The 22815-nt window shown below is 48.4% G+C and carries 25 protein-coding genes and 1 pseudogene; 20 read left to right on the top strand and 6 right to left on the bottom strand.

Features of this window, described 5'->3' with window-relative positions; all coding sequences use genetic code 11:
- The first annotated feature begins 20 nt into the window (after nucleotides 1-20).
- The 15 genes and pseudogenes from D568_RS0107230 (at nucleotide 21) to D568_RS0107155 (ending at nucleotide 13878) form a co-directional block, all read left to right on the top strand.
- Nucleotides 21-257: a hypothetical protein gene (locus D568_RS0107230; protein ID WP_020208921.1), complete on the top strand. Its 237-nt coding sequence runs from the start codon at nucleotides 21-23 to the stop codon at nucleotides 255-257.
- A 36-nt stretch (nucleotides 258-293) separates the two neighbouring features.
- Nucleotides 294-1145 (top strand): PFL_4669 family integrating conjugative element protein, encoded by an 852-nt coding sequence (locus D568_RS0107225; protein ID WP_020208920.1) that lies wholly within the window; start codon nucleotides 294-296, stop codon nucleotides 1143-1145.
- Between the two features lie 20 nt (nucleotides 1146-1165).
- Nucleotides 1166-1738, top strand: coding sequence for a hypothetical protein (locus D568_RS0107220; RefSeq protein ID WP_020208919.1), 573 nt, complete (start codon nucleotides 1166-1168; stop codon nucleotides 1736-1738).
- Between the two features lie 248 nt (nucleotides 1739-1986).
- Nucleotides 1987-2412: a single-stranded DNA-binding protein gene (locus D568_RS0107215; protein WP_020208918.1), complete on the top strand. Its 426-nt coding sequence runs from the start codon at nucleotides 1987-1989 to the stop codon at nucleotides 2410-2412.
- Nucleotides 2413-2702: 290 nt separating this feature from the next.
- The gene (gene pilL2 / locus D568_RS0107205) at nucleotides 2703-3956 is read left to right on the top strand and encodes a PFGI-1 class ICE element type IV pilus protein PilL2 (RefSeq protein WP_020208916.1); all 1254 of its coding nucleotides are present in this window, start codon (nucleotides 2703-2705) and stop codon (nucleotides 3954-3956) included.
- 8 nt (nucleotides 3957-3964) lie between these two features.
- Nucleotides 3965-5479, top strand: coding sequence for a hypothetical protein (locus D568_RS0107200; RefSeq protein WP_020208915.1), 1515 nt, complete (start codon nucleotides 3965-3967; stop codon nucleotides 5477-5479).
- A 7-nt stretch (nucleotides 5480-5486) separates the two neighbouring features.
- Entirely contained in the window at nucleotides 5487-6707 is a 1221-nt protein-coding gene (locus tag D568_RS0107195) for a hypothetical protein (RefSeq protein ID WP_020208914.1), read from the top strand.
- Between the two features lie 3 nt (nucleotides 6708-6710).
- Complete coding sequence (locus tag D568_RS0107190) at nucleotides 6711-7370, top strand: hypothetical protein (protein WP_020208913.1); 660 nt, start codon at nucleotides 6711-6713, stop codon at nucleotides 7368-7370.
- A gap of 16 nt (nucleotides 7371-7386) precedes the next feature.
- Entirely contained in the window at nucleotides 7387-9147 is a 1761-nt protein-coding gene (locus tag D568_RS21060) for a GspE/PulE family protein (protein ID WP_051084024.1), read from the top strand.
- The gene (locus tag D568_RS0107175) at nucleotides 9140-10243 is read left to right on the top strand and encodes a type II secretion system F family protein (protein WP_020208911.1); all 1104 of its coding nucleotides are present in this window, start codon (nucleotides 9140-9142) and stop codon (nucleotides 10241-10243) included. Before D568_RS21060 ends, D568_RS0107175 begins: the two co-directional genes overlap by 8 nt.
- Before the next feature lie 2 nt (nucleotides 10244-10245).
- A complete protein-coding gene (locus D568_RS0107170; RefSeq protein WP_020208910.1) occupies nucleotides 10246-10692 on the top strand; it encodes a hypothetical protein in 447 nt (148 codons plus the stop codon).
- A pseudogene (locus D568_RS22245) lies at nucleotides 10653-10766 on the top strand (type II secretion system protein); the annotation flags it as partial. The gene D568_RS0107170 and the pseudogene D568_RS22245, both read left to right, overlap by 40 nt.
- A 78-nt stretch (nucleotides 10767-10844) precedes the next feature.
- On the top strand, nucleotides 10845-11183 hold the full coding sequence (locus D568_RS0107165) for a hypothetical protein (protein WP_245551613.1): 339 nt from the start codon (nucleotides 10845-10847) through the stop codon (nucleotides 11181-11183).
- Nucleotides 11180-12322, top strand: a complete 1143-nt coding sequence (locus D568_RS0107160; protein ID WP_020208908.1) for a competence type IV pilus major pilin ComGC — start codon at nucleotides 11180-11182, stop codon at nucleotides 12320-12322. The genes D568_RS0107165 and D568_RS0107160 overlap by 4 nt, the downstream gene beginning before the upstream one ends.
- A 137-nt stretch (nucleotides 12323-12459) precedes the next feature.
- Nucleotides 12460-13878, top strand: coding sequence for a hypothetical protein (locus tag D568_RS0107155; protein WP_020208907.1), 1419 nt, complete (start codon nucleotides 12460-12462; stop codon nucleotides 13876-13878).
- 115 nt (nucleotides 13879-13993) lie between these two features.
- Here D568_RS0107155 and D568_RS0107150 read toward each other — a convergent pair whose 3' ends face one another.
- The 5 genes from D568_RS0107150 to D568_RS0107125 all read right to left on the bottom strand — a co-directional run bounded on the left by D568_RS0107150 (nucleotide 13994) and on the right by D568_RS0107125 (nucleotide 19270).
- Nucleotides 13994-14260, bottom strand: a complete 267-nt coding sequence (locus tag D568_RS0107150) for a hypothetical protein (RefSeq protein ID WP_020208906.1) — start codon at nucleotides 14258-14260, stop codon at nucleotides 13994-13996.
- Nucleotides 14261-14476: 216 nt separating this feature from the next.
- Nucleotides 14477-15094, bottom strand: coding sequence for a hypothetical protein (locus D568_RS21055; protein WP_020208904.1), 618 nt, complete (start codon nucleotides 15092-15094; stop codon nucleotides 14477-14479).
- 85 nt (nucleotides 15095-15179) lie between these two features.
- Complete coding sequence (locus D568_RS0107135; protein ID WP_020208903.1) at nucleotides 15180-16622, bottom strand: argonaute/piwi family protein; 1443 nt, start codon at nucleotides 16620-16622, stop codon at nucleotides 15180-15182.
- Entirely contained in the window at nucleotides 16612-18033 is a 1422-nt protein-coding gene (locus tag D568_RS0107130; protein ID WP_020208902.1) for an SMEK domain-containing protein, read from the bottom strand. Before D568_RS0107130 ends, D568_RS0107135 begins: the two co-directional genes overlap by 11 nt.
- A gap of 109 nt (nucleotides 18034-18142) precedes the next feature.
- Nucleotides 18143-19270: a YecA family protein gene (locus D568_RS0107125; RefSeq protein WP_020208901.1), complete on the bottom strand. Its 1128-nt coding sequence runs from the start codon at nucleotides 19268-19270 to the stop codon at nucleotides 18143-18145.
- A gap of 666 nt (nucleotides 19271-19936) precedes the next feature.
- Between D568_RS0107125 and D568_RS0107120 the strand changes: the two genes are divergently transcribed.
- The 5 genes from D568_RS0107120 to D568_RS21655 all read left to right on the top strand — a co-directional run bounded on the left by D568_RS0107120 (nucleotide 19937) and on the right by D568_RS21655 (nucleotide 22546).
- Nucleotides 19937-20698 (top strand): DUF3577 domain-containing protein, encoded by a 762-nt coding sequence (locus D568_RS0107120; protein ID WP_020208900.1) that lies wholly within the window; start codon nucleotides 19937-19939, stop codon nucleotides 20696-20698.
- 211 nt (nucleotides 20699-20909) lie between these two features.
- Nucleotides 20910-21155 (top strand): hypothetical protein, encoded by a 246-nt coding sequence (locus D568_RS0107115; protein WP_020208899.1) that lies wholly within the window; start codon nucleotides 20910-20912, stop codon nucleotides 21153-21155.
- Between the two features lie 721 nt (nucleotides 21156-21876).
- Entirely contained in the window at nucleotides 21877-22104 is a 228-nt protein-coding gene (locus tag D568_RS0107110; protein ID WP_020208898.1) for a hypothetical protein, read from the top strand.
- Nucleotides 22097-22282, top strand: a complete 186-nt coding sequence (locus D568_RS0107105) for a hypothetical protein (RefSeq protein WP_020208897.1) — start codon at nucleotides 22097-22099, stop codon at nucleotides 22280-22282. Before D568_RS0107110 ends, D568_RS0107105 begins: the two co-directional genes overlap by 8 nt.
- Before the next feature lie 36 nt (nucleotides 22283-22318).
- Nucleotides 22319-22546, top strand: a complete 228-nt coding sequence (locus tag D568_RS21655; protein ID WP_020208896.1) for a hypothetical protein — start codon at nucleotides 22319-22321, stop codon at nucleotides 22544-22546.
- An 18-nt stretch (nucleotides 22547-22564) separates the two neighbouring features.
- On the opposite strand, the gene D568_RS0107095 is transcribed toward D568_RS21655, so the two are convergent.
- Entirely contained in the window at nucleotides 22565-22807 is a 243-nt protein-coding gene (locus D568_RS0107095) for a hypothetical protein (protein WP_020208895.1), read from the bottom strand.
- Between the last annotated feature and the right edge of the window lie 8 nt (nucleotides 22808-22815).

Genomic DNA, 22815 nt, shown 5'->3' with positions numbered 1-22815 from the left:
CATACGGTTGGAGATTGAGAATGGAACAATTTAACCCGAGAACACTGCGAGACATCGCCGTAGACTTATCGTCCATGGCATCGACCGCTGATGGCGAATACATCGAAGGATACATTCGCGGTGGCGCAATATCGCTGATGCTGTTAGCCACGAGTCTGGAACAGGGTCAACTGGAGATATCCGAAATTGAAGGTCACTTTGTAGAAATGATCAGTGACCGAGAAATGCAAAAGAAAATGCGCGGGTCTCGTTGGTGAGACTGGTACAAGTTTACAACCTTAGGGGGATCAATCATGGAACATGAGACAAACGAAACGATTCTGGACTTGGAAGAGAAAGCGGAGCTGCGTGCTGAGGCTAAACGGAATCTGAACCGGTCGCACCCAGACGGTGCCGACAGCATTGTCAAACCTGCGTCAGTTCAGGGGCGACCTGGAAGGCTTGAGACTGGCGGTGGCAAGATCACATTAGAAACACGGCAAGCACACGCCCTGTTCTATGGGCGTCGTGGTGATAAAGACAAGAACATCTATCCAATCGTTGGCCTGGTACGGTTCGCCAAGAATGTGGCGGAGATATGGCACGCCAGTGAGAATGATGATCCCTATGCGGATCAGGCTTTGTTGGAGATTGAAACAAAGTTTGAGGATGCGACTGCCTTTATCCGGGCGCAGATGAAACACATCGAGGAGATGCTGGAGACTGAACTTCAAGGTATCGACATGCCGGACACCCATAGCGTCGATCCGGCCACGATGGATATTCAGTTCTATTCGCCCTGGGCCTACCGTTCCGCTATCTTGCTGACACAGTTTGACCGAGTGGTGTTATCTGCCATGACCGCGAAGAAGATGGGTCTCATGTTTGAGGATGATTGGACTGCCAGCATCGTGAAGTGTTCATCATTGATTCGATCAGTGTTTGAAGCGAGTCGTCTTTGGGTGAATACATCAGTTAAGCGTGATGATTTGGCCGCGAACAACAAAGTGGCTCAACGTGCGGCGAAAGTATACGAGTCACACAAGCCGACTATGCCCTCATTGTCTGAGGATGTTCGTAAAGGTGAGCGTCGAGCAAAATTAGCGCCGCGAATCAAGACCGGTGAGTCTGCGGACGACCGACAAGAATCACTATCGGATATCTGACAGAGAGGAATATCGGTCATATGGCGGTCATTACTTTAAAAGGCCTTTTAATGGATAAGGGCGGTCACTCCGTTGACCGCTGGAAAGATCAGATTGTCCGGCAGCTACAGGCAGCCGATCAGACGGCTCGCAATGCTGTGCAGGACTGGCATCGTTTCTACGGCCCTGAGTGTGAGTATGTCACTCTGTGTTACAGCCCAAGGGCTGGTAGTCATGTGAAGCGTTTCGATGTGCCAGAGGTGCGCATAGGTGATCTACGATGGAGGGTGTTAGCCAAGGGACAGGAATTTGGTTTCAATCTTCACTCGTTTGTTCGGTTAACCTCTGGTGTCCGTGAGCGTGTTGATAATCGCGCAAAGGTCGCCGCGATGATGAGCTGCATTCAAGACGAGTCACCAAGATTTGCTGAAAGTATGTATTCCTACGATGCAGTAGGCATGAGACTGCGTGTCGAAATAGATTCGTATCTAGCGATATTCAAATCTTTGGTCGCCGCACAAGTCTGGAAAGACAATATTGCTGGTGAAGTTAGCCCCTATTCGAGTGGTAAAGAAATTCTCGTTCGATCATCTGTCGATGGCTTTGAAATCTGAATCGTTTAGAAATGTATTTGTACGAAGTGAGATCAATTTAATAGTTGTCTGCCCCTACACTAGGGTTATACTAAAACCACTTGCCTACAGTCCGACCGACTAAGCGAGTGCGCAATTATTCACGGGGGCTTGCCCCCGTTTCTTTTTCCTTTCTAATTTGCACACCTCTTGTTCAGTTTAAAGCTCTAACCCGTTCACAATTTTAAGTATCCTCAATCCTCCAAAAATTTATATTGAGAGGATGTCCCATGGCGCTCAGCATTTTTGCCCACGAGGGTAATGTCGGATCATTTGAGTACAAAACCGTTCCGGTTAAAGGCGAAGAAAAATCCGTTTTGAACGTCTCATTTCGTGCCGACATGAAAGCGCGTGATGAATCGGGAGAATGGAGCAAAGACAACGGCTTCTGGGTGGATGTGGAGTTCTGGGGAAAACGCTCGAAGGCTGTGGCTGAACTGTTGAAAGTAGGTGCTCGTATCGTCGTGATCGGCGAGCAGAGAATGGAGTCCTTTCAATCCAATGACCCAGCGACGCCAGGTCAAGAAATCTATCGTTTAAAAGTCCGCGCTGACTCAATCTCGTTCGCGCCCATGGGCATTGAATCCATTCAATACAAGCCCAAAGCCGGGCCAGCGAATCAAGGCTATCCAGCTGAGGAACAATCACAAGGCTAATTTTCCATGCACTACATCGCGGGGGCAGGCGATGGAGAAGATTATTTTCCTGCAGAGACTGCGGGTACTTGAACGTGAGCTATTGAAGTTGCAGCAGTGTTCTCTGGATCAAAGCGTGAAGATCATTGACCCAGATGAAAAGCTGTTCAATCGAATTGGGGTTGTGAGATCCCTAAAGCTAACGAACACATGTATCTACCTGAACATAGAAATTGGAAAAAACATCGGGTTGTACAGGTTGGAGCAACTGGGCGCGATGAACACGCCCCTACATTAAACCGGCGATGATTATGAGATATTTATTACTGATAGCACTGACATTTTCCGTAACGGCCAGCTGGGCGGGTCAAGACCCGATAGCAATCAAGACCGACCGATATACACTGGCTGTGATGGAGCCGACTCAAAGCTCGGTTAACCCACTCTACACGGCCGTGGCCGCCGCCTTTGCGACTGATGTTATTACGATCGGTGAGGCAGTCGATGAGGTTCTTGACGGTACGGGCTATCGCGTTCGGCGCAATGCCGATCAAACGCATCGGGGTATCTATCTCGATTCAATCCTACTAAACCAGCCACTGCCTGCAGCGCATCGTGAGCTAGGTCCTCTCCCTTTGATTGAAATTCTCCAAGTGGTCGCGGGAAGCTCCTGGACAGTGAAAGGTTCTGACTTATCCCGCACAGTCACGTTCACCCTGAATGATGCCGTTGCACCTTCAAGTGCCTTGCTGGACATTCTGGTCGATGAGGTGGACGGACTGGCCTATACCCGGAAAGCGCCAACAGAAGTGATGGGATCGACGGGAATGGCTGCCGGACAGTTCGAGCCGAATACCGCGATTGGTGGCTCGACTACGAGCATGCAATCCAATGTGGCCATCCACAGCAATACTGGGGAGCCTTCCCAACATTCTGTATCACCCCGCTCGGTAACAGCAGAAGTCCCCACGGGAAAATTCATAGAGACGTCTACGGGGGCCTCACATGAGCTGCCTGCTACAGCTGTCAAATCCACACCCCGACTAACCCTGGTCGAGGGCGAGAGTCTGGTTTCGGCGATCATGAAACTCCAGTCCAAGTTTGACTTGGATGGTGTGGTCTACAGTGTTCGAGATAAATCCTTTGATATCAACCGGCTGAATATTGGAGACGATATCGAAGTATCAGAGGATCTGATGAGCACCGAATCGATAGCGCTCAATGATGTGTTGAGTGGTTTCATCGTATCAGGCCAAGATGATCGATCACTGATCATTACCGACAACTCAGCACTGAATGCATTCAACACCGTGGTATTTGATGTGAAGCCCGGTAGCGTGCAGAGCAATGCTAAGCGGCTGCTATCTGAATTTGGCTGGGAGATGCCTTTCAAGGATGGCTGGCAGGCCCAGGACTACCCCATTACGTCCTCCTTCCCAATCGCAATCTCACGCGATGATCCCCGTCAGGCCTTCAGTGAGCTTTTAACTGAGTATCCCATTCAGGCGCGACTTAACCCGAGTACGACCACGGCGTATTTCGTACATCGCAATCCGATTCAATAGGGGCAGACATGCAATTCAGACAATACATTCAGCGAACTTTGGTGATGCTTGCCGCCTGCAGCGTTTCGGGCTGTGGCGTGATGGGATCATTCAATGACAGTAAACAAGGCCTGGAGTCGGCCGAAGACAAGATTTCCGCAGCCGCTACCGATACCAGCCAGGATGCGGCGATCTATGTACAGCGTCCGGCCGCCAATCTAACGCCAATCAAAGAGCCCGAAGGTCCAGCTTGGGTAACCCAGCCCTTAGCGTATGACGTTGATGTGGCAGGTTTACCGATTGACCAGGTATTGGATCTAGTTTTAACCGAAACCGGCATCGTGGCTCAACTCGATTACAGCGTCGATCCATCCTTCCGGTTGTCTATGACCCATCGTGGCAGTGTACGTGGTGCCCTGGACAAGATTGCTTCGCTGTCCAACTACTCCTATGAGGCCAGCGACACCTCTTTACATTGGAGTGCCTACGAAACCGAGACATTCACCTTACCAATCCCTGGCGGCAACTACAGCTACATGGTGGGGAAAAAAAAGCCCCGCGACGATAACGCCAATAACGGTGGATCGAGTGAAATGACGCCGATTGATTCGTCGGCTTTTGATGTTGACCGCGATCAATTCAGCAACACTCAAGCAGAAGGGTTAAATCCATTCACTGATGCTAAGACTACGGTCGAAAGCATTGTAGGCGATTACGGTGTGGTGATTCCCTCCGAGTCATCGTCGACCATTTTAGTAAAAACCACACCTGATTTAATGCGCACCGTTCGCTCCTATATGGAACCGTTAATTCAAGAGCTTTCCACTCAGGTTGTACTAGAAATTAAAGTCCTACAGGTGACCACGGAAAACAATGCCGAGGTTGGTTTGGATTGGACGGCCGTGAAAAACACCGCCAGCAGTCAGCTTAACTTTTTTGGCGAATCCCCCTTTGGTGTTTTCACCAATGATGCGCCGATTGCCTTTTCCGGTAGCCGTCAAACCGGATCCAGCTCTATTGATGTTCTGGTAAAAGCGCTTGAGCAGCAAGGTCAAGTGTCGTTTGTGACCGAACAGCGAGTCATGACACGCAGCGGTAGTGTTGCCGAAGTCGAGCTTGCCGATATCGAGGGTTATCTGGCCGCGTCTCGCACTACGAATACGACAGATGTTGGTAGTACGACAGAACTTATACCAGGAATTCTCCAGGGTGGTTACACACTCTATTCGATGGCCAAAGTCTTTGATGAAAACCGAGTGTCGGTTGTACTAAGTAACAGTGGGTCCGAGCTGCAGCCCACCGAGACCATCGGTACTGAAACTGACTTCATCCAACTGCCTCGAATGAAACGTAATCGTTTCAACATCCAGCAAGTAGTAAGCGATGGCACCACAGTGGTAGCGGCCGCTGTGCGCCGTGAAGAAAACATGAGCAAGCAGGATTCCCCTATACGTACTGGCTGGGCTTCCACATCAGCCGGAGCCAGACACCGGGTGACCGATATCTACTTGCTGGTGACGCCCCGAATCATTCGGAATATCTGAGGTCGTCATGGGAATCATCATCGGTAATACCCGTTATGTGGTTGGCGCTCAACGTGAGCGTATTCCAGCCGCTCAACAGCCCTCCAAGATTCAGAGCAAGGTACAGCAGTTTAAGCAAGTTTATGAAAGTACCTATCCCTATGCGTCCATGTATGAGCGTCAGGGCTATTGGAACCTGGTATTCAGCACCGAACAAGGTGTAGCACTGGGTGATCTGGTCAGAAGCAATATCGACGACAATAACTTTGTGTGGATTAACCAGGTAGACGATGGCTCACACCTGGTGGTCGTTGGTCATGGATCGGATGTTGACGAAAAACACGTAAAGCGAGGTGAATCCGACAAGCTCTTCTGGAACAGCATTGTTAGGGATCTGGATCAGTACAAGGTATATCTATACGGAGAGTTGCCTGAGGATCTTAAGGGTTTTACGCAGTTTGACATCGATGAACGCTCGAATGCGGTTATCAGCGAATCCCCACTGATCAATAAACTGTCGTCATTCTCCGGCGCAACGTTAATGCCGCTGGAAGAGGCCCTAAAGAAACATACGAGTGCCGGGAACAAGCCCCTGCTTGTGGCAGGCCTGATAGCCATCGTTGCTATTGGTAGTGTGTTGTTCGTTACGCTGGGTGGTAACGAAAAAGAGCAGGAGGTGGTTGATAACTTTGCTGACTACCGACAACAGTTTCAAACTCCCTCTGCGACCGCCGTCTTAAATGACGTTTGGTCCATTACTGAGGGCATCCAGTTTATCGCAGGCTGGAACTTGCGCAGTTGTTCTTTGAGTGGAAGCCATCTCAGTTGTGAATTCTCTCCCACACTTTCCGCTTATATCAGTGATCTCGAAAATCGGTTAACTCAGATCGGCAGAGACTTTACCGTTGATCTGGCGAAGGAGAACGCGGTAGCTAATATCGCGCTTCAATTGGAAGACAATTCAAGGCCTTACCTGATCACGCCCGTCTCTGAGTCGGAGCGAGAAGTTCGATTTAACCTGTTCTCGAGCAAGGTGGTGGACAGTGTCGACTTTGACACCGCCGTTCCAGGCAATCACTGGAGTTCACGCCATGTCCTAGTCAAGAAATCCGGCGCGGGCTCTCACACCTTACTGCAGCTGGCTAAGGCCACTCGTCATCTGCCTGTGTTTATCGATTCACTGACAGTGGATCGCGCCGGCGTTGCATACAACATTGAAGCAAATTTAAAAATCGTGGGTGCTAATTAAATTATGAAAACTTCAGAGAAGGTCCTTATTGGCATATTGGTGGTGGCTGGTGCGGCCATCGGTTACTCAGAGCTCTCTGGCGACTCGGACAACGTGGCTGACAAAGAAGTCGTCAAAGTGCCCGATCCGGTCTTGGTGCCCGTCCAAGAGTACAAAGACCAATCCGTAGACCCGGTTATCCGACTTCCGAGCAATGCTGAAACGTTGATAACCAAAGAACATCAGCTGCTGGTTGCCGGTTACGACGCCAAGATCGCTGAGCATAAAAAAAACGCAGACATAGCGGAAGTCGATGTCGATAAGGCCAAGGCTGAGCTGGCGAATCGCCGTAAAGAGGGCGAAAGCCTATCTAGTCATAACACAATGTACAACCCACAACAGCCCACAACAATTGATACAGCGGCAAGCAAATCTGAGCACGTGCCTTCACAGGTGGCCATCAATACTTTTCTCCCCGATGGCCGGGCGATCACCTCGATCAATGGTGTCTCGACCGTTGTCTCTGAAGGTCAGACCTATGCTGGCATTACGATCAAAAACATTGATCGTTCTGGCCAACGGTTGACCTACACCGACGGCGGAGTGGACAAGTCCATCGCCTATTCCAAGTTGGTCGGACGTTCCCACCCGACAGTAAAGCCTATGAAGTCGAATACTAAGTAACCATCGAGAGCGCCTTATGACATCAGATATGCAGAGCATTGCGGATATGTGTGGCACCAGCCCAGTTCTGGACATGCGAGACATCGCCGGCACACCGGTCCAGGACGAACGCTTACGTTCCTATTTGGCTGACATGCAATCTTGTGTGCTCCTGGATACCGATGAGCTATTGACAGCAGACATAACCCACAAAGGCTTACAGACGGCCAGGAGAGCCAAGGATTTTTTAAAGACCTCCCACGGTCTGGACGTCACTATTCGTCCCGCGGAGCAACAAATCGTCTCGATGTTGCGATCGAATAATGCCGTACCTCAAGGCGCCGCCGAAGAACCTACTCAAAGTGAGTTAAACAACGTTGAGCGTTCCGCTATCCAGCGACTCCTGGATATTCTGGTTCAGTCGGCCTACCAGGCCGGATCTTCCGATGTGCACATTGAGACCGATGAGATCCTGGGACGCTCGATCGTCAAGTTCAGGGTGCTGGGAAAGCTGGTAGAGCAGACGGGTACCAGCTTTCGCCTAACCGCAGAACAGGGCCGCAAATTAGGGGCTCTGATTGTGAACTTCGAGTCCTACCGCACCGGGGGTACGTCACCAAAGCCCTTTGACGTCAACATTCCGGTGGACGCCAGTGTCACGGTAGAGATCAGCGTGGGTGGCCGCCTGCGTAAAGTGAAGATCCGTTACGCCCACCAGCCCATGGATGATCCCAAGGGTATCAGCATAGTTCTACGGTTACTGTCGGCCGATGGCGAAGGTAAGAACCCAACATTCGTGGAGCTAGGCTACAGCTCGGGCCAGGTGGCGCTGCAGGAGAAAGCCTTTGCCTTCCCTCACGGCATTGTGCTTTACGTTGGCCCTACCGGTTCGGGCAAGTCAACAGCGCTGTCGGCCGGGGTGACCATCCTTGCTAAGGACGGTACCCGGAAGATCATCACCTACGAGGATCCGGTAGAGAACCGAATCCCCGGTGTTTGCCAAACACAGGTCAATGAAAAGCGCCCTGAGACCTCCTGGGCAAGCTATTCAAAATCGACGATGCGTCAAGACCCGGATGTCATTGTCTACGGTGAGATCCGTGATCATGAAGTACAGTCCAGCGCGTTTCAGCAGGCGAATACCGGCCACTTGGTGTTATCTACACTCCACGCCAACAGCGCCGTAGTGGCCATTGAGCGAATGGTGGACCTTGGCGCCCAGCCGAGTCGGCTTGCCTCCCCAGGGTTAATTCGGGCCATCATCGCCCAGCGTCTGGTACCCGAGCTCTGTCCTGCGTGCAGTCAATGCTTGGAGAATGTCGTGGATAACCCCAGGGCTACGGATAATCATCGCCGTGTCTGGGATCACTTTAAGAAAGTGGCAGCCGAGAACAATCCAGGAGCTCTGAAACGTATCCGAACCAAAGCGGTTGGTGAGAATAATTGCCAGCATTGTGATGGCCATGGGATTAGCGGTCGCGTCCCGATTGCCGAAATCATTTTCCTGGACAAACTAGGCCGCGGATACATCCGCAATGGCGATCTGAATGGCTGGTTGGATTACCTGAAGTCAACCGGCTGGAAGTCTATGGAAGACAATGCCGCCGATAAGATCCTCTCGGGGCGACTGTGTCCCATCATCGTTGAGAAGTCACTGGAATCACCTTACGGGATCAATGCGGACAGCTTTGATTACGCGCAGTTTGATCGAGATATTGAGTCACGAAGAATCGCTGAAATTGAGTCACGTCAGGCAGCGATTACCAACAAGCCGTTGGAGGTCGTTGAACATGGATAATTACTTTACTGAGTTCGGAAACCTGAACTCATTAAGCGACTCGTTCAACGATTCATTACAAGGTTTAAAGCGGTCTTTTCGGTTTAGCCGTGCGAAACAGGCTGATTTTCTTCGCGCATTTGCTGGTCCCATGTCAGTGGGGAAGCAACCGATTGAAATCTGTGAGCACATACTCAAACACGGCTCGACCGTTCAGAAGGAGGTCGCCACATTGATTCTCGCGTCGCTCGAAGAAGGTGGTGGTATTGCATCGGCTATGGAGGGGTGGATTGACCCGGTTTCATTGTCTGCACTTAAGGCGACTGAAGAAGCGGGTTCAGATGTGTTTGTACGCGCCTTAGAGCGCATTGCTGAGTCACTGGAAGTGTCATCACAGGGACGAGCTAAAATCATCAAGCTTGCCATCTATCCCGCGATTATCTTGATTGCGACGATCGCTATTATGATTTACCCCGTTGGGCCTGTGATTGAAAGTCTTAAGTTGATGATTCACGGTAAATCGGATCCAACACTCGACAGCATGACCTCTCTCATCAAGTTTTATGTTCATTGGTTGTGGTTGGTGGCACTGATCGGAATCGGGCTAATCATTGGATACCGCTGGTATATGGCGAACAGTATCTCCAGCTTCAGACGCAGAATCGATCAAATAGCAATTTTTTCTGGGTACCGGCTTTCGATTGCGAGCAAGTTTATTTCTACCTTCGCGCTCCTCAAAGAGTTCGGTATGCCTGCCTCGCGAATTTTTAACATCCTGAAAGATTCTGGAAATAACTATCAAAGGTATCACGCCACTCTATCTCAATTTAATTTGGGTGAAGGTGCCATAAGCGAAGTGGACGCAATGGATACTGGTTTGTTGGATGACTCGCAAATTGCGACGCTGCATCTTTACGCCAGTGCCGATGACGACCAGCTGATCGCTGCAATGAACAAGGCCGCAGATGTAGTCGGAAAATCCATATCGAAACGTTCCACCTACGCTGCTTATCTTGTAGCTCTTCTCATTGGGGGATGGGCTTTTTATAACGTCATCATGATCGTATCCGTACTCGTAGGGTTTAACCCTAAAGACCATATGCAAATTGGAGTCTAACCATGAACAAACCATTCTTACCCAAACGCCAGGCGGGCATAACTGCAGTAGAAATAATTGTCGGCTTGGCCGTACTAGCGCTAGTCCTTCTCTACGCGGTTCCCAAAGTGAACAGCATGTACGAAAGCAAGCAAGAAGAATCGCTCATCAGCGATATATCCATGCTTGTTGCCGGTGCCAAAAAGATGCGCGGAATCCGCAGCAGCTACTCCGGTGTTAGCTGTAACACCATCGTTTCTCAGAAGTACGCCAGCATGCCGTTTACCAGTTGTACCGGCGCCAACCCTCAGGGCGGTGACTACACCGTCAGTGCCAGTGGGTCGACAGTCACTATCACAGCAACAGGATTAGAGGCTAATTTCTGTTCGCGTGTCGAAAACGCGATCGCACCATCCTCAACGACTGCAGCGTGTTCCGGTGGAACACTGACGACGACGTTCAGAGGATAATCGTGAATCCACGTCAGCAAGGTTTTACCTTACTTGAGATAGTGACCGTTCTCGCGGTTCTATCTCTTGTGGCTATTGGAGGGATCAGGGCGGCTGAAAGCTATTATCGCGATGCCAACTATAGACTACTTGAAAGAAATGCCGTGCTTGTCATGAGCGCTCTCAACGGGTACTACGACATGCATTGCAGTAGTGCATCGTTCAGTCCGACACCGTCGATCAGTCATTTGGTCGGTCTTGGTCTGCTTGATCAATCATCTTTCGCTGATAATCCATTCGGGTCTGATCTTACCGTTGAAATTGACCAAACGTTGATGGTTAAAGCCCGTGTTTCCGGAGTGTCCGCATCCAGACTTTACGCTACTGTGGGTGGAACGCGATATAGCGGCAGCGAAGTGATTTGGGAGTCTGCGCCGACGGTTCTAACCGCCCAAGAAAATGTCTACAACATGCAGCTTAAACACATGTACGAACCAGGAGTGTGCCAATGATTAAGGTTTTCAGGTCTAAAGGCTTTACCATGATTGAGCTGACCGCTGCGTTGGCAGTCCTTGGTTTGATTGCGTTGTTCGCGATTCCGAAAGTCGAAGAAGAATGGGCTGAGCGCATTGTGAATAATGCGGCTAGTCAGGTGCATGACGTGCTGACCGCCGCCAGGCGTCATCGTCTGGACACTCAAGCCTGGCCAAACAATGTTGGCGCTTTAGTATCTGGTGGATATCTAAGCTCCAGCATGGCGGCGGCTCCACTGGGTGGCAGCTATACCTTCAACCATGTTGGAGATGATTTTGAAGTTCAGTTCAGTGCGGCGCAAAGCGTCTATGCGAACAGATTATTAGCAAGACTTCCCTACGCGCGTCGAATTGGTGTAGCCAATGTGGCCACTGTGATTCCGATTCCAGGGCACGAAGTTTCCTATGCAGCACTTGATGATAAGTACTACCACCGTGACGGCTCACGGGAGCTAACTGGAACCTTTGCTGGTGGTGACCAGGATGCCGTGAATTTGCGCAATATTGAAATGACGATGCTCACAGACAGGGATGACATTACCAAGGTGCTTGATCCTTCTGACCTATCCATAATCCACAACATGGAGGCGAACAGAGTAGATGCCAACAATGTGGTAGCGGATCACACAGAAACCGGAGCACTTAACCTTTTGCAAGTGGCTCGTGAAGGAAGTTTTTGTAATGCGAACTCAGGAAATATCGCAATTAATGAGGCTGGCCGTAAATCGCTACTGGTTTGCTATATGGGCGCCTGGGTAGAGAAAGAGGAAAGCAGGTTGGTCGCGATTAACCCTACAATACTTGTTCAGCGCCGAGGGTATCAATCTGGAAGCCTAAATAGTAACTATGGCGGTGATTACCTTAGGGACGCTCGGGTTGCATTAGTGTCAGCACGCTGTGAACTCGCCGGTTCACACGGCTCGACATTTACCATTCATGCAGCGGGCAGTTTACTGCTCTCTGTAAAACACGCTGGTGATAGTGGCCATTCAGATAGTGCGTTTGGGATGACACTTGCCAATGTTACCAATGGTCGAATTCGACTGACTTCAAACACCTCACACGATCACCCATGTGAAGATGGTTTTATTGTCCATGTGGTTGGGTATTCGACTTAGATTGTGTACGCTTCTGCGCGGGGAGGACTCGATTTAAAAGAAATTATTCGATAAATCGTATGAGACTGTATATCAGATTGACAGATATTTTGCAACCCCCAAACTATAGGAAAGTCATACAAGAAAGGATGTATTCGATGAAAATTTCAAAAGCTCTTCTAGCAATTTCTGCAATCACCCTGGCTGGATGTGGATCCGGCTCTGGCTCCTCTGGAGGGGATACTGGTGGATCTACTGGCGACCAGAGAGGCAATATTGAGGATCGCCCAATTAGTATTAGTGAAAGTGATAGAGACATGACCATAATTGAGATTGTTGGTGACTCTATCATGGAGCAAACGATACCTGCCTATCGTGGATTTCCTATGGAATTCACCCTTAACGGTTTAGTGGATGAACGTTTTGAGCTAACCGATATTGAAGGTTGCGGTGGTGTTCGCTCGATGAATCCCGGCGCTCCTTTAGTAAGCCAATATGAAACCGTTCATAACGTACCCGGCGATTGCACGGTTACTGCTACATATTCTCTCGCTAGTGAGACACCGCATCTCATATCTGTCGACCTGGAAGGCTATGGAACAACAATTTCCCCTATGGACCTATCTGTTCCTAGTGGTGAGAGTGCGTATTTATTTGTAAGTCGCGAACCAGGCTATGATTTGAATATTACTGGCTGTAACGGCTTGCTTAATGAAGACACCTATGTCATTGAGTCGGCGACTGAGAATTGCAAGATCACGGCAGAATCCACGCCCACCAGCGCTGAGCAGGTCATCATTACTACTTCAGCAACGGCTGGCGCTCGTATAGAGCCATCGACCGCTACAGTAAACAGCGGCGATCAAGTGATTTTCGATATCGAGTCAGGCTATGGTTTCACAACAAAGGTTACGGGCTGCGATGGCACCGTTTCTGAGGGATCATATAAGTTTACGGCGACAGGTGATTGTACGATTGACGTTGTATCTCTGCCTGACAGCGATAATCCAATTCTGACGATTGAAACTTCAAATAACGAACCAGTTTTTCTTCAGATCGTAGATGAGAATGGCAGGGAAAATCCTGTTTTCACCACGATCCCTCATGTCGTTCTTAGGGAGTCTATTGAGTCAATGAACATCCAGCTTGAAAAGCCATCAGGATCAATATTGTATTCAGCCGATGGCTGCCATAGAGATCCCTATCATAATGATATAATTCATGACGGTATCATCTATTTATACGACGAGCTCCCACTGGTTCAAAATGATTGTACGCTTACCTTCGAAACTCGCGTTTCGGACTATATGCCAGTCGGCACCGCGTCATTATCCAAGTTTTTCACTGACACAATGGAAAACGAAGAAATTTCAAAAATTGCATTTGTCGGCTCCGCCTCACAGTTCGCTATCGATGAACCAAGCATGTCGGTGGTTGAGCTTAACGGTCACTACCTTTGTGAGTATCGACGCGATGGGAACCTGGTTACTGTTTACCATAACCAAACGTACACAAAATGGAACACCCCAAGCAGCGAGCTCTCTGAGTTGTGCTGGTCATCCATAGACCTTCAGTGACGCCCCCTTGTTATATGGCCACAGCCCAACGCATATTGGGCTGTGCTATTCCAAGTAATGAAGGCCAAGCCGCGACGGAAATGCCGTCGCCGTGCCTGTACTTGTTAGGCTAGTCTTACAAATGTTCCTTAAGCCAGCCCCATGCTTTTTCAGGCAACCAACCACTGTACTCATTTGTAACTTTAATAACGAGGACAGTATCGTTATTGTCAATATGCGGCTTTATTCTCTGGAATAGCTCAGTCGCCGTCTCGCTTGTTGATATTAACCATGTTGAGTCTAAATAATGCCAATAACCCGGGGACTTTTTTAATTCTTCGTACAGTGCAGTGTAATCTTGCCCCGGCTTATTTAGATCATATGAAACACAGTGGACGCTCATACTTTTTCTCCTTAGTTTATTAGCCTACCGCCGCCAGCACTCGCGGTTTTGAAATGGAGGCGTAGCCGCAATGTAAAAACCGTCGCTGCGACTGGCATTGTTAGCCTTTCTTGTAGGCATTGCGTATTTCTCGTGGGACAATGGTGTATTTCGACACTTCATCAATTATTTCAGGGTATAGAAAAAATGGCGAATTCTCAGCCATGACGGAGCTTTTCATATAGACTCTTTTCCGGTTTGATGTTGAGTAGTAAAGATTGCACCAGACCAGATCAGGCCTAGCTCTTGAACCTTTTTTATCCAATGTTTTCTCAAGAAACCCACCAGGGATGAGAGTATTTTTTTGTTCGGCTTATCGATGGCCTTTATTTGTTCGTATTTATCTTGAGATATGCAAACAAATTGATTTCCGGAATATTCATAAAGTCCAGCATTACAGAAACGGCGTAATTCCCACACTGCTCGATCCAACATCGCGAGCTCGCAATCTTTAATAAACCAAGATACCTCTAGGTATCGAAATCTTGCTCCAAACTCTTCAAGCCTTTTTATGAATTTCTTAGTTTGCTCTGTCAGGGCAATATCTAGTTTTTTAGAGATAAGGTCTAAGCTTCTTTCCATCTCATGCTTTATAGGGTTCCTGGGCTTCGGAACACGGACATGAATCGCTATGCATTTTGCGTATTTTTCAAGAGCATGGAGCGCCGACCAGTGAAACTGTGGGAACAGGTCGGCGCGGTAAGCCATACGCGCATGGATGTAGTCTCTGTCAGCGGTGTCTCGAAAAGCTCTGAGAGCAAAACTGTTCACCTTTTGCATCATGCTGTGAGACATACTTTCCCTCTATATTGGCTAACGCCGCATTCAGCGGCTTGTCCGCTGCAATGCTTTGTTAGCGAGGCCAGGTGTAAGAAAAATACTACATATAAAAGCTATAGCTGACCTGAGGTTTCTCATTCGCCTCAACATACTTCATGATCTCCCCAACTTTCCGCGAGCATTCCAGTGTGATCGGATACCGTCCGTCAAATTGCGTGTTGTTCCAGTTCATCTTGGTCAGCCCGAGTACTTCTTCACATAAATCCTCCAACGAAGAGTCGTGTTCAAAAGCTCTAATTTCCAGTGGAGACGGAACATACATCCCCGGATAGGTCTTGTAAAAATTGACCGCACCTTTTGTATAGAGAATGGCCTTGCTTTCCGACAGTGATAGCAATGTTCCCCTCACAGGGGGATACTGTTCGTAGCTGTAGAGACGGACTTTGGACTCCATAATGGTTACGAAGTCTTTCATTCGTATACCCTTGCTTTCTATTGACCTCGTAAAACCCCGTATTTCTTCTTCCCGGAAGTTGCTGGACTTGTGAATCACAATCCGTGCAGGCATTTGCATCAAAGCGTGGTCATACTCATTTAAAGCGTTAATTAACAACTTGAACGCTTGCTCTTCATTCATGTACGGTCGGCGGTCTCTTTTATCCAATTGAACAGGAGACCCCCTGAGAATTACGCCATGTCCAAACTCATCAAAGACCTGCGCCAAACTGGTTGATACGGTCTCATTGTCACGACTTTTATAAAATCCAATTCCGACATAGCAAGTCTTAGGCTTATGTGTTTCCTCCACCAATCGCCACGGGATTGTCTTGTTCCCCTTGTAGTAAAGAGCTGTACAAAAATTCCACGCTCTCGTCGCATCATCCTGTTGTCCCTTATTACCGGTATCAATGGACAATGACTTCTCTAAAACAAGCTGTAGCGGCTTACCCAAATGCATAGTCTTCGCTTTCAGTAGTCGGCGGAAGTTATGCTCTAATGAGTTCTTGGATTTGTCATCGTTCGAGTCGCCTGCATTGTTTTCTGGATCTTCATCCTTTCCCTTCTCCTTGGTCAGCGCATCGAACATATCATTTGGGATAACGCAAATAATGACATCCACAGGCCGATGCTCGGCAAGAAACCGGATTTGATCGAAGTAAAGGTCAACACATACCTTGACTCGCTCTTCCCTGGATTGAATTTTTAGCGTTTTGTTTAACTCTGACTTCTGGATTGTTCTGGTTAGAGTCGGTCCATACAGGAATTTTGCATAGAAACCGTGATGCTGTGTGAATCCCCCAAACCCTCTGAACAGATTGGAATATTTTGACTCCTTCCCCTCTATTCCTTCTTGGCATTTTGCTATCCAGAGATCTAACAGATCGACACCTTCCCCGCGTCCAACGATTCCCAGTCTCAACTCGCTTTGCCGGAATTCATCGTTTTTGTCATATACGCCAAGTGTTTCAATACCTGCCTTTGGGCAGATGTGAGTTCCATTGGAAAACTCTAGCTTCGGCTCTTCAAGGATCTTAATTTGCATTGGCTTCCTCCTCTTCCAACACTTCTTCCAGCTCGTCGTTTTCTTCGAGTGATATGTTGGATAAACATTGGAATTCGACCAACTCGCCAAATGTGATCATATCGTAATCGTTACGACTATTAGCAAGGAAATACCCGATGAATCTAACTTGATCCCTGACGGAATTGTTATGTTCAAGACGCTTTTGTTTTGAGAGAAGATCATCATGGAACCGATTGCGTTTGTACAGATTCCATGTGTAGTACCAGCTAGGGGTAACAGTGGCATACCACTGTGAGTCAACATCAATAAATGATATGTCAAACGCCAAGTGCTTGAAGAACGCTACTTTTGCAGGGTCTTTCGTCTGGCATTTCTTCTCAAAAACCCTTCTTCGTGAGAGCTTTTTACCAACCCATTTTTCCCTTCTCTGATCAGAATCTTTTTCATCAGGCAAAAAGTAAAATTGATTTTGTTGCTTGCTCCAATTGACATTGAACGCATGAAGCTGATCCCGGAGTGTATCCTTCATCAGATACTTGAATAGATTCTGATACTCAACGAGTTCATGTTGTGATATATCTTCCGTCGTGAGCTCTTCGATACTTCCAATGTCTACTATGGATCTGAAAGCCGACTCACGCTCCATGTCATAGAACGTGAAAATGCGATTCTCAAATATCGCCCAGCCATGACAATCTAACCCAGCGAGCTGTAAAGCCAGTTTCACCAATAGATGCTTGTTAGGGCGTCTCCCGTTGTAGTTTAAATCGCGCTTGGCCGCTGCAATTGTGCTCTCTTCGTTGATGCACAATTCGGCCACATACAATTCCTTTGGAGGTGTAACCTCAATGAGATTTGAAACTAAGATATACGGAGCATTCTTGGGCGCGTTTAACTCTTTGACCGATGCTTCCACATCTCCTAGTATTGCGCGAAACTCCTGCAACATTCTCTCTTGTGCTGGCAATCGTAACCCGGTTATTTGAGCCAAAATATCGCCAGCATCAATGATGTGCTCCTTTGCATCAAAGCGTATTTCATCACAAATGACGTTATCAATCGCATCCTGAGAGTAGCTTTTCTGCTTAGAACGCAGCGTGAATATATAGAGCTCGTCAAAGGCATTCTTGTAATTGCGTTTTTTAAACTGCTCCAAGGTCGATTTGACCTTCTCAATGTCTGTGGACGAGGTTACTTGGAAGGAAACCCTGTCCTGCTCATCTCCCAAATCAATGCCGGGAAAGTTCTTGTGTTTTCTATTCAGATTTACAAGATTCGGGCACTGGTAAACCTCCTTCAGGATAGGTATCCAGGCGTCTTCAGAAATCAGGTTAACATCAAGCCTTCCCTGCTTTGTTGCGAGATCAACTTCAGTTATCAGTCTGCTGACAACTTCTCGTAATTGGTTTTCAATATCAACCTGCTTCAAAAAGACTATTCCTGTTCGATGTATTTCTATTTGCTAACGCTGCCAGCAGGGGCTGGAGCACGCAGTGCGGAAGTCCCTCTGACTGGCCTTGTTAAAGCTTTGCCCATCTTTACCAATTAATATATTCAATATTTTCTGGCTCCGGCAACACAGCATTTAATATTTTTCTAGATATACTATTTCCATTAGGCTCTACGAACATACTGACATTATCATGGGATATTTCAACAATACTTTCTTTGTCATCACTGCAAATCTCATCCCACCACTTTGGTGAAAGGAAATAATTTTCAAAGTTACTGAATATGTATTGCACTAAGTAAGTTGATATATCTTCTTTTGATTTAGACATAAGCGACTTTACCAAGGCTGTGCAGGTAATATGGCAATGCTGCAACCATGAGAGAACAATGTAACTCTTATTTCCATCATAAAATGATGTAAATGATAGTAAGTCAGGAATTACCTCAAGATCTGATAAATCTTGAAGTTTAATGTTATCAAAGCTGAAATCTGGATTTACTGATCCGCTTACCTGAACAGGAAATGGACTGGCATACTCGATAACAACAGCCCTTATATCGCTATAGTCATTATCCTCAAGACCTTTATCAAACCTCTCTTTATGATAGATGTTATCTCTTAGTCCCGCTTCTGCTCCGACATTTGTAAAAAATGCTTGTTCCTGTATTTCGGCCTGTCTATATGCAGGCTTTCCTTTATCCATGCCTGCATATACTTCATACATATTTACTAAGGCCGATTTCGTGTAATACTCTCTAGCAAAAGAGCGAAAAGCCAACTTAAAGCACTGTTCCTCTGTTTTTGTGAATGCCTCTTTTTCTAAGCAAGAAAACAGTTGATCATCGTGTTTTTGGCAGAAGCCAGTAAATGTAGAAGCATTGTTGATACCTATTTTTTCAGGCCGAATCTTTCCATTATGTTTCTGAAGGCTTTCAAAGCCTAACTTGCCCCCTAGAACATGGCCATCTACAGCTATAGCTTTTAGGCTAGAGCTTTTGGGTACCGTATGGGCTTTAACGATCTTTTTGGCACACTCTTTATGAAGGTTTTTTGGCGCCGAGCATACCCTGCTAGAAAATTTATCCCGCATTGATCTGGCTGCTTCCCATGGCTCTACGGGCTTTTCGCTCTCTCTATCCCTGTGACATTTCTTGTATTTTTTTCCTGATCCACACCAACAGGGGTCGTTTCGTCCAATTTTGCCTTTCCCCATTTATTACTCCATTCTGATTTGGTGCTTTAACAGTGTATTAGACGGAATTTCGATTACACAACACAGAAATTCACCTCTTTTTCCCGTTTATTTTCAAAAAATCATATCAAGCTCAATAGGTTAGCGCATCCTTTTCGAGCTTTTGTCATTGTGAAAAGGAAGCCATTGGGGTTAACTAGACCTCAACGAGGTCTTCTATGCACTCACTAGGCTATAAAATGTACTTATATTTCAATGGGTTAGAGTGAAGACCATGGGATAACAAAGACTAATGAGTTTGTTACTCATAGGACCCAACCCTTGAATTTATCGACAGAGCCACTATGGCTGTCTACACAAACAGTAAAGTGTTGAGATGTTTGTGAAACCTGCTCCTTCGCCGAGGGGGGGGGGGCGCGACGAGCCGGGCTTCAAATTGGCCACTATTCGATTTGAAGGTGGGGTTTACAAGCGTCTAAACTTTGCTAGAATCAAAATTGCATAGTGGCTACTGCTACCAGTGGTACCTTTGTTAGAGCTTTCGTGACGCGGCAGCAAGCTCAGGGTTCATCCCGGCGTTCATATCTAGCCTTCGGGCCTAATCAGTTGTACCAACCCAATGGGGAGCATCTTCCCGTTGGGGACAGGTGTCTCCCCTTTTTTGTTCCTAAAATCAGGAGAGATATCATGTCTTACAACCCATCAAACGATCAACGTTACTTCAATCTTCACCTGGAAGGCTTTGCCAACCTGTACGATGCACGGATGGTTACCCCCAAGCAGGGGCAGTCATTTGAGGCGTTCCTGCAGGTCCGCGCCACCTTCCTACAAGGAAAGGCTGAAGACGCTCAGCCGGTATTTGTCGACCTGAAGGTCACTGGCAAAACCGCTAAAAAGATCATTGAGAAGTTCCAATCCGAAATCGCTGACCGTGACAAGAAGGTCAATGCCGTCCTTAAAGCCGGCGATCTTCGATTCACAGCCAGTTCTCCCGGCCAAGGCCAGGAGGTTCGGGTGTTCACCAGTGCTCGTCTACTGTCCATCAAATATTTGAAGGTGGACGGCCAACAAGTGAACCTGGAGCAATTCAATGATGCTGGTGCTCAAGCAACCGCTGGCGGTTCTTATCAGCCACAACAGCAGCAAGCCAATCCGGCCGCGGCAAATGCCAACTTACCGGATTCTGTGACGCTGGATCCAGAGGCACCTGATTTCAAGCAGCGTAAAGCTGAATTGAAAGCAGCAGGCTACTCTTGGAACCGCGATCAGGGCGCTTGGGTCGCTCCTCAGAGCCGTCAAGCTCCGGAGAACCAAGCTGCTCCTGCACAGGGCGATGTAGTAAGGCTGGATAAAAATCAGCCTGATTTTGCTGCTCGTAAAGCTGAACTGAAGAGCCAGGGCTACCGCTGGGATCGTGATCAACAAGCGTGGGTTCGTCCCGCGGCTTGAAAGTCCATTCCCATCCAAGTGGCCAAAGGCACCTGGCTGGCAGCATCGCTGTCAGTCCGGGTTGCCTGGATCTTCTACAGTGCTCTGACGCGCTGATTTGCCCCTCTGGGCGATTTAGCGCTCATGTGGAATTCCGCTTAGCGGGTTCCCTAGAAGGCTTTCTGAGCCTTTTAGGGAGCCCGTTGGGCGTAACGAAGCATAGGAGCACAGTATGAGCACAGCAACAGCATCCATTGGTAACTCTCAGTCCACCGTTTACCCCAACTACCAACGAGCCGTTGGGGAATGCATTACCCAGTACGCCTCTGGCGGCTTAGCGCGGTTTGTCGTGCGTTCAGTCAGGGGTATCCAGGTATTCAGTGAGTTCGATATGACGGTCCGGTCATCCGAGGTCATCGCTACGCTATTCGATATTGAATCAGGTAGCGCGATCCACGCTCCCAAGGAGGCGGCATAGCCGGCGGTGCCGGCATGCCCCTTATTCCACCAGGTTCCGCTGGTGAGCTGATTTTGGTAACATGCTGCGCCTTCGGGCAAGAGTCGCTGTATTACTCAAGACGTGTGATCACCACGGTTTCAGTAATCCAGTTCTCCCGTCCCACTACGGATTTAGTGGACCTTAGCCGCTTATGCGGTTTGATTCAGTCGTACCGGTGAAATACTGAACAAGGCTCTGTTCTGCCCCACAGCCAGGCCTTTCCGGTTGACAGTCAGCAGGTACCCTCCAACCGTCCTGACTGACTGGTTAAACTCGACGATGTGAGAATCGTCCCTTCCAATGTCAACCGAGGTCACACCCGTGGCCTCGGCCTAAAATCGCTTCTGGCAAGGCCTTTGTGATGAGCATACCGGGCAACACCTGGTGTTTTTATCACAGAGGCCATGCCAGTTTGCCAGGTCAACGTACCGCGACACGTACAGGCGCGGGCCATAGCACAATATTGTGCGCTGATATCCAAAGGGTCCGTCATCAGGCGGACCACTTAAGGACCTTGAGTCAGGGTTTTTACGTGGTCTGATTGTGCTGCCGGCGAGCCTAAACGCCGACCCTTTTAGCTGTTCGTGGATCTGAGCAGGCACTGCCTGTGATAGCAGCAATACGATCCTTTTTTCAAACTGTCCGCCCACTGGGGAATACTCCCCATGGGGTGTTCCCTGTCTTAACCAGGAGCATTCCCATGGCAACTTCCCCACGTTTCAACATTGGCTTCTTTCGAGTCGCCGAATCTCACATTGACGGTGAGTATCACATAAAGGTTTCTGACACCCGCACAGGTGGCACGTCGACCTTTGGTGAGCTTTCACTACTGGAGTATGACGAGCTCTTATCGGGGCTTGAGTCTGACCCATCAGTTTACTGTTTGGCCAATCTCACTGATCAATTTCAGGAGGTGGCCAATGGTTAATTTGTTGGATCTTCGATACCTCATTGACTGCAAGAAGAAAGTCAAAGAACTGGCACAAGATCCAGAGTATGCACAGCAAATCCTGGACTGGCTCAACGCCAATCCAGAGATGCGCGATGAGCTCTCTGAGGTCTATGTGACAGCCATCAAGACCGTAGAGGTTCAGACGAAGCCTTAGGGCTTCTCTGACCTCCACATCCCGTTAGGAGTGTTTATGTCTAAGGAACGTATCAGCCTGGCGTCCCGTCACCGCCACGCGATGACAGTGGCTTCCAGGCCAAAAGATCGTGAAACCCACACTCGCAACATGTGGTACCGGACCTACCGGTGCTGGAGAGTGGTCTTTCAGGCGGGCATTATGCCCCCATCGTCGGATGAGCAGTACTATGCCGGGGATAAGATTGGATTTTCTGCGGCTAGAGTATTGGAAACCAGGGCGTAGTCAGAGTGCGGTGTGGAGCTATTCGTTCGCACCGCCGCCCTTTTTAAGGTTGATGTCGATGAGATGCCGTAGCAGCGCTTCGGCGGCCGAATCACCGGAGAATTGTTGTTTGCTGATCTCCACGCTCTGTTGATATTGGTCGTGGCTCAAGAACCGCTTACGATCGAGGCCGGCCAAGTCTTTTAAAGCCTTCTGCTCTCGTTTGTCGAGATATACAGTGCCATCTGGTTTTACTTCGGTGGTTGCGACAGTAAGCATCATTTTGGCCC

The organism is Gilvimarinus chinensis DSM 19667, assembly GCF_000377745.1.
Classification (GTDB): Bacteria; Pseudomonadota; Gammaproteobacteria; order Pseudomonadales; family Cellvibrionaceae; genus Gilvimarinus; species Gilvimarinus chinensis.
The sequence above is the reverse complement of the archived record's forward strand: the minus strand, read 5'-3'. Positions and strand labels throughout refer to the sequence as shown.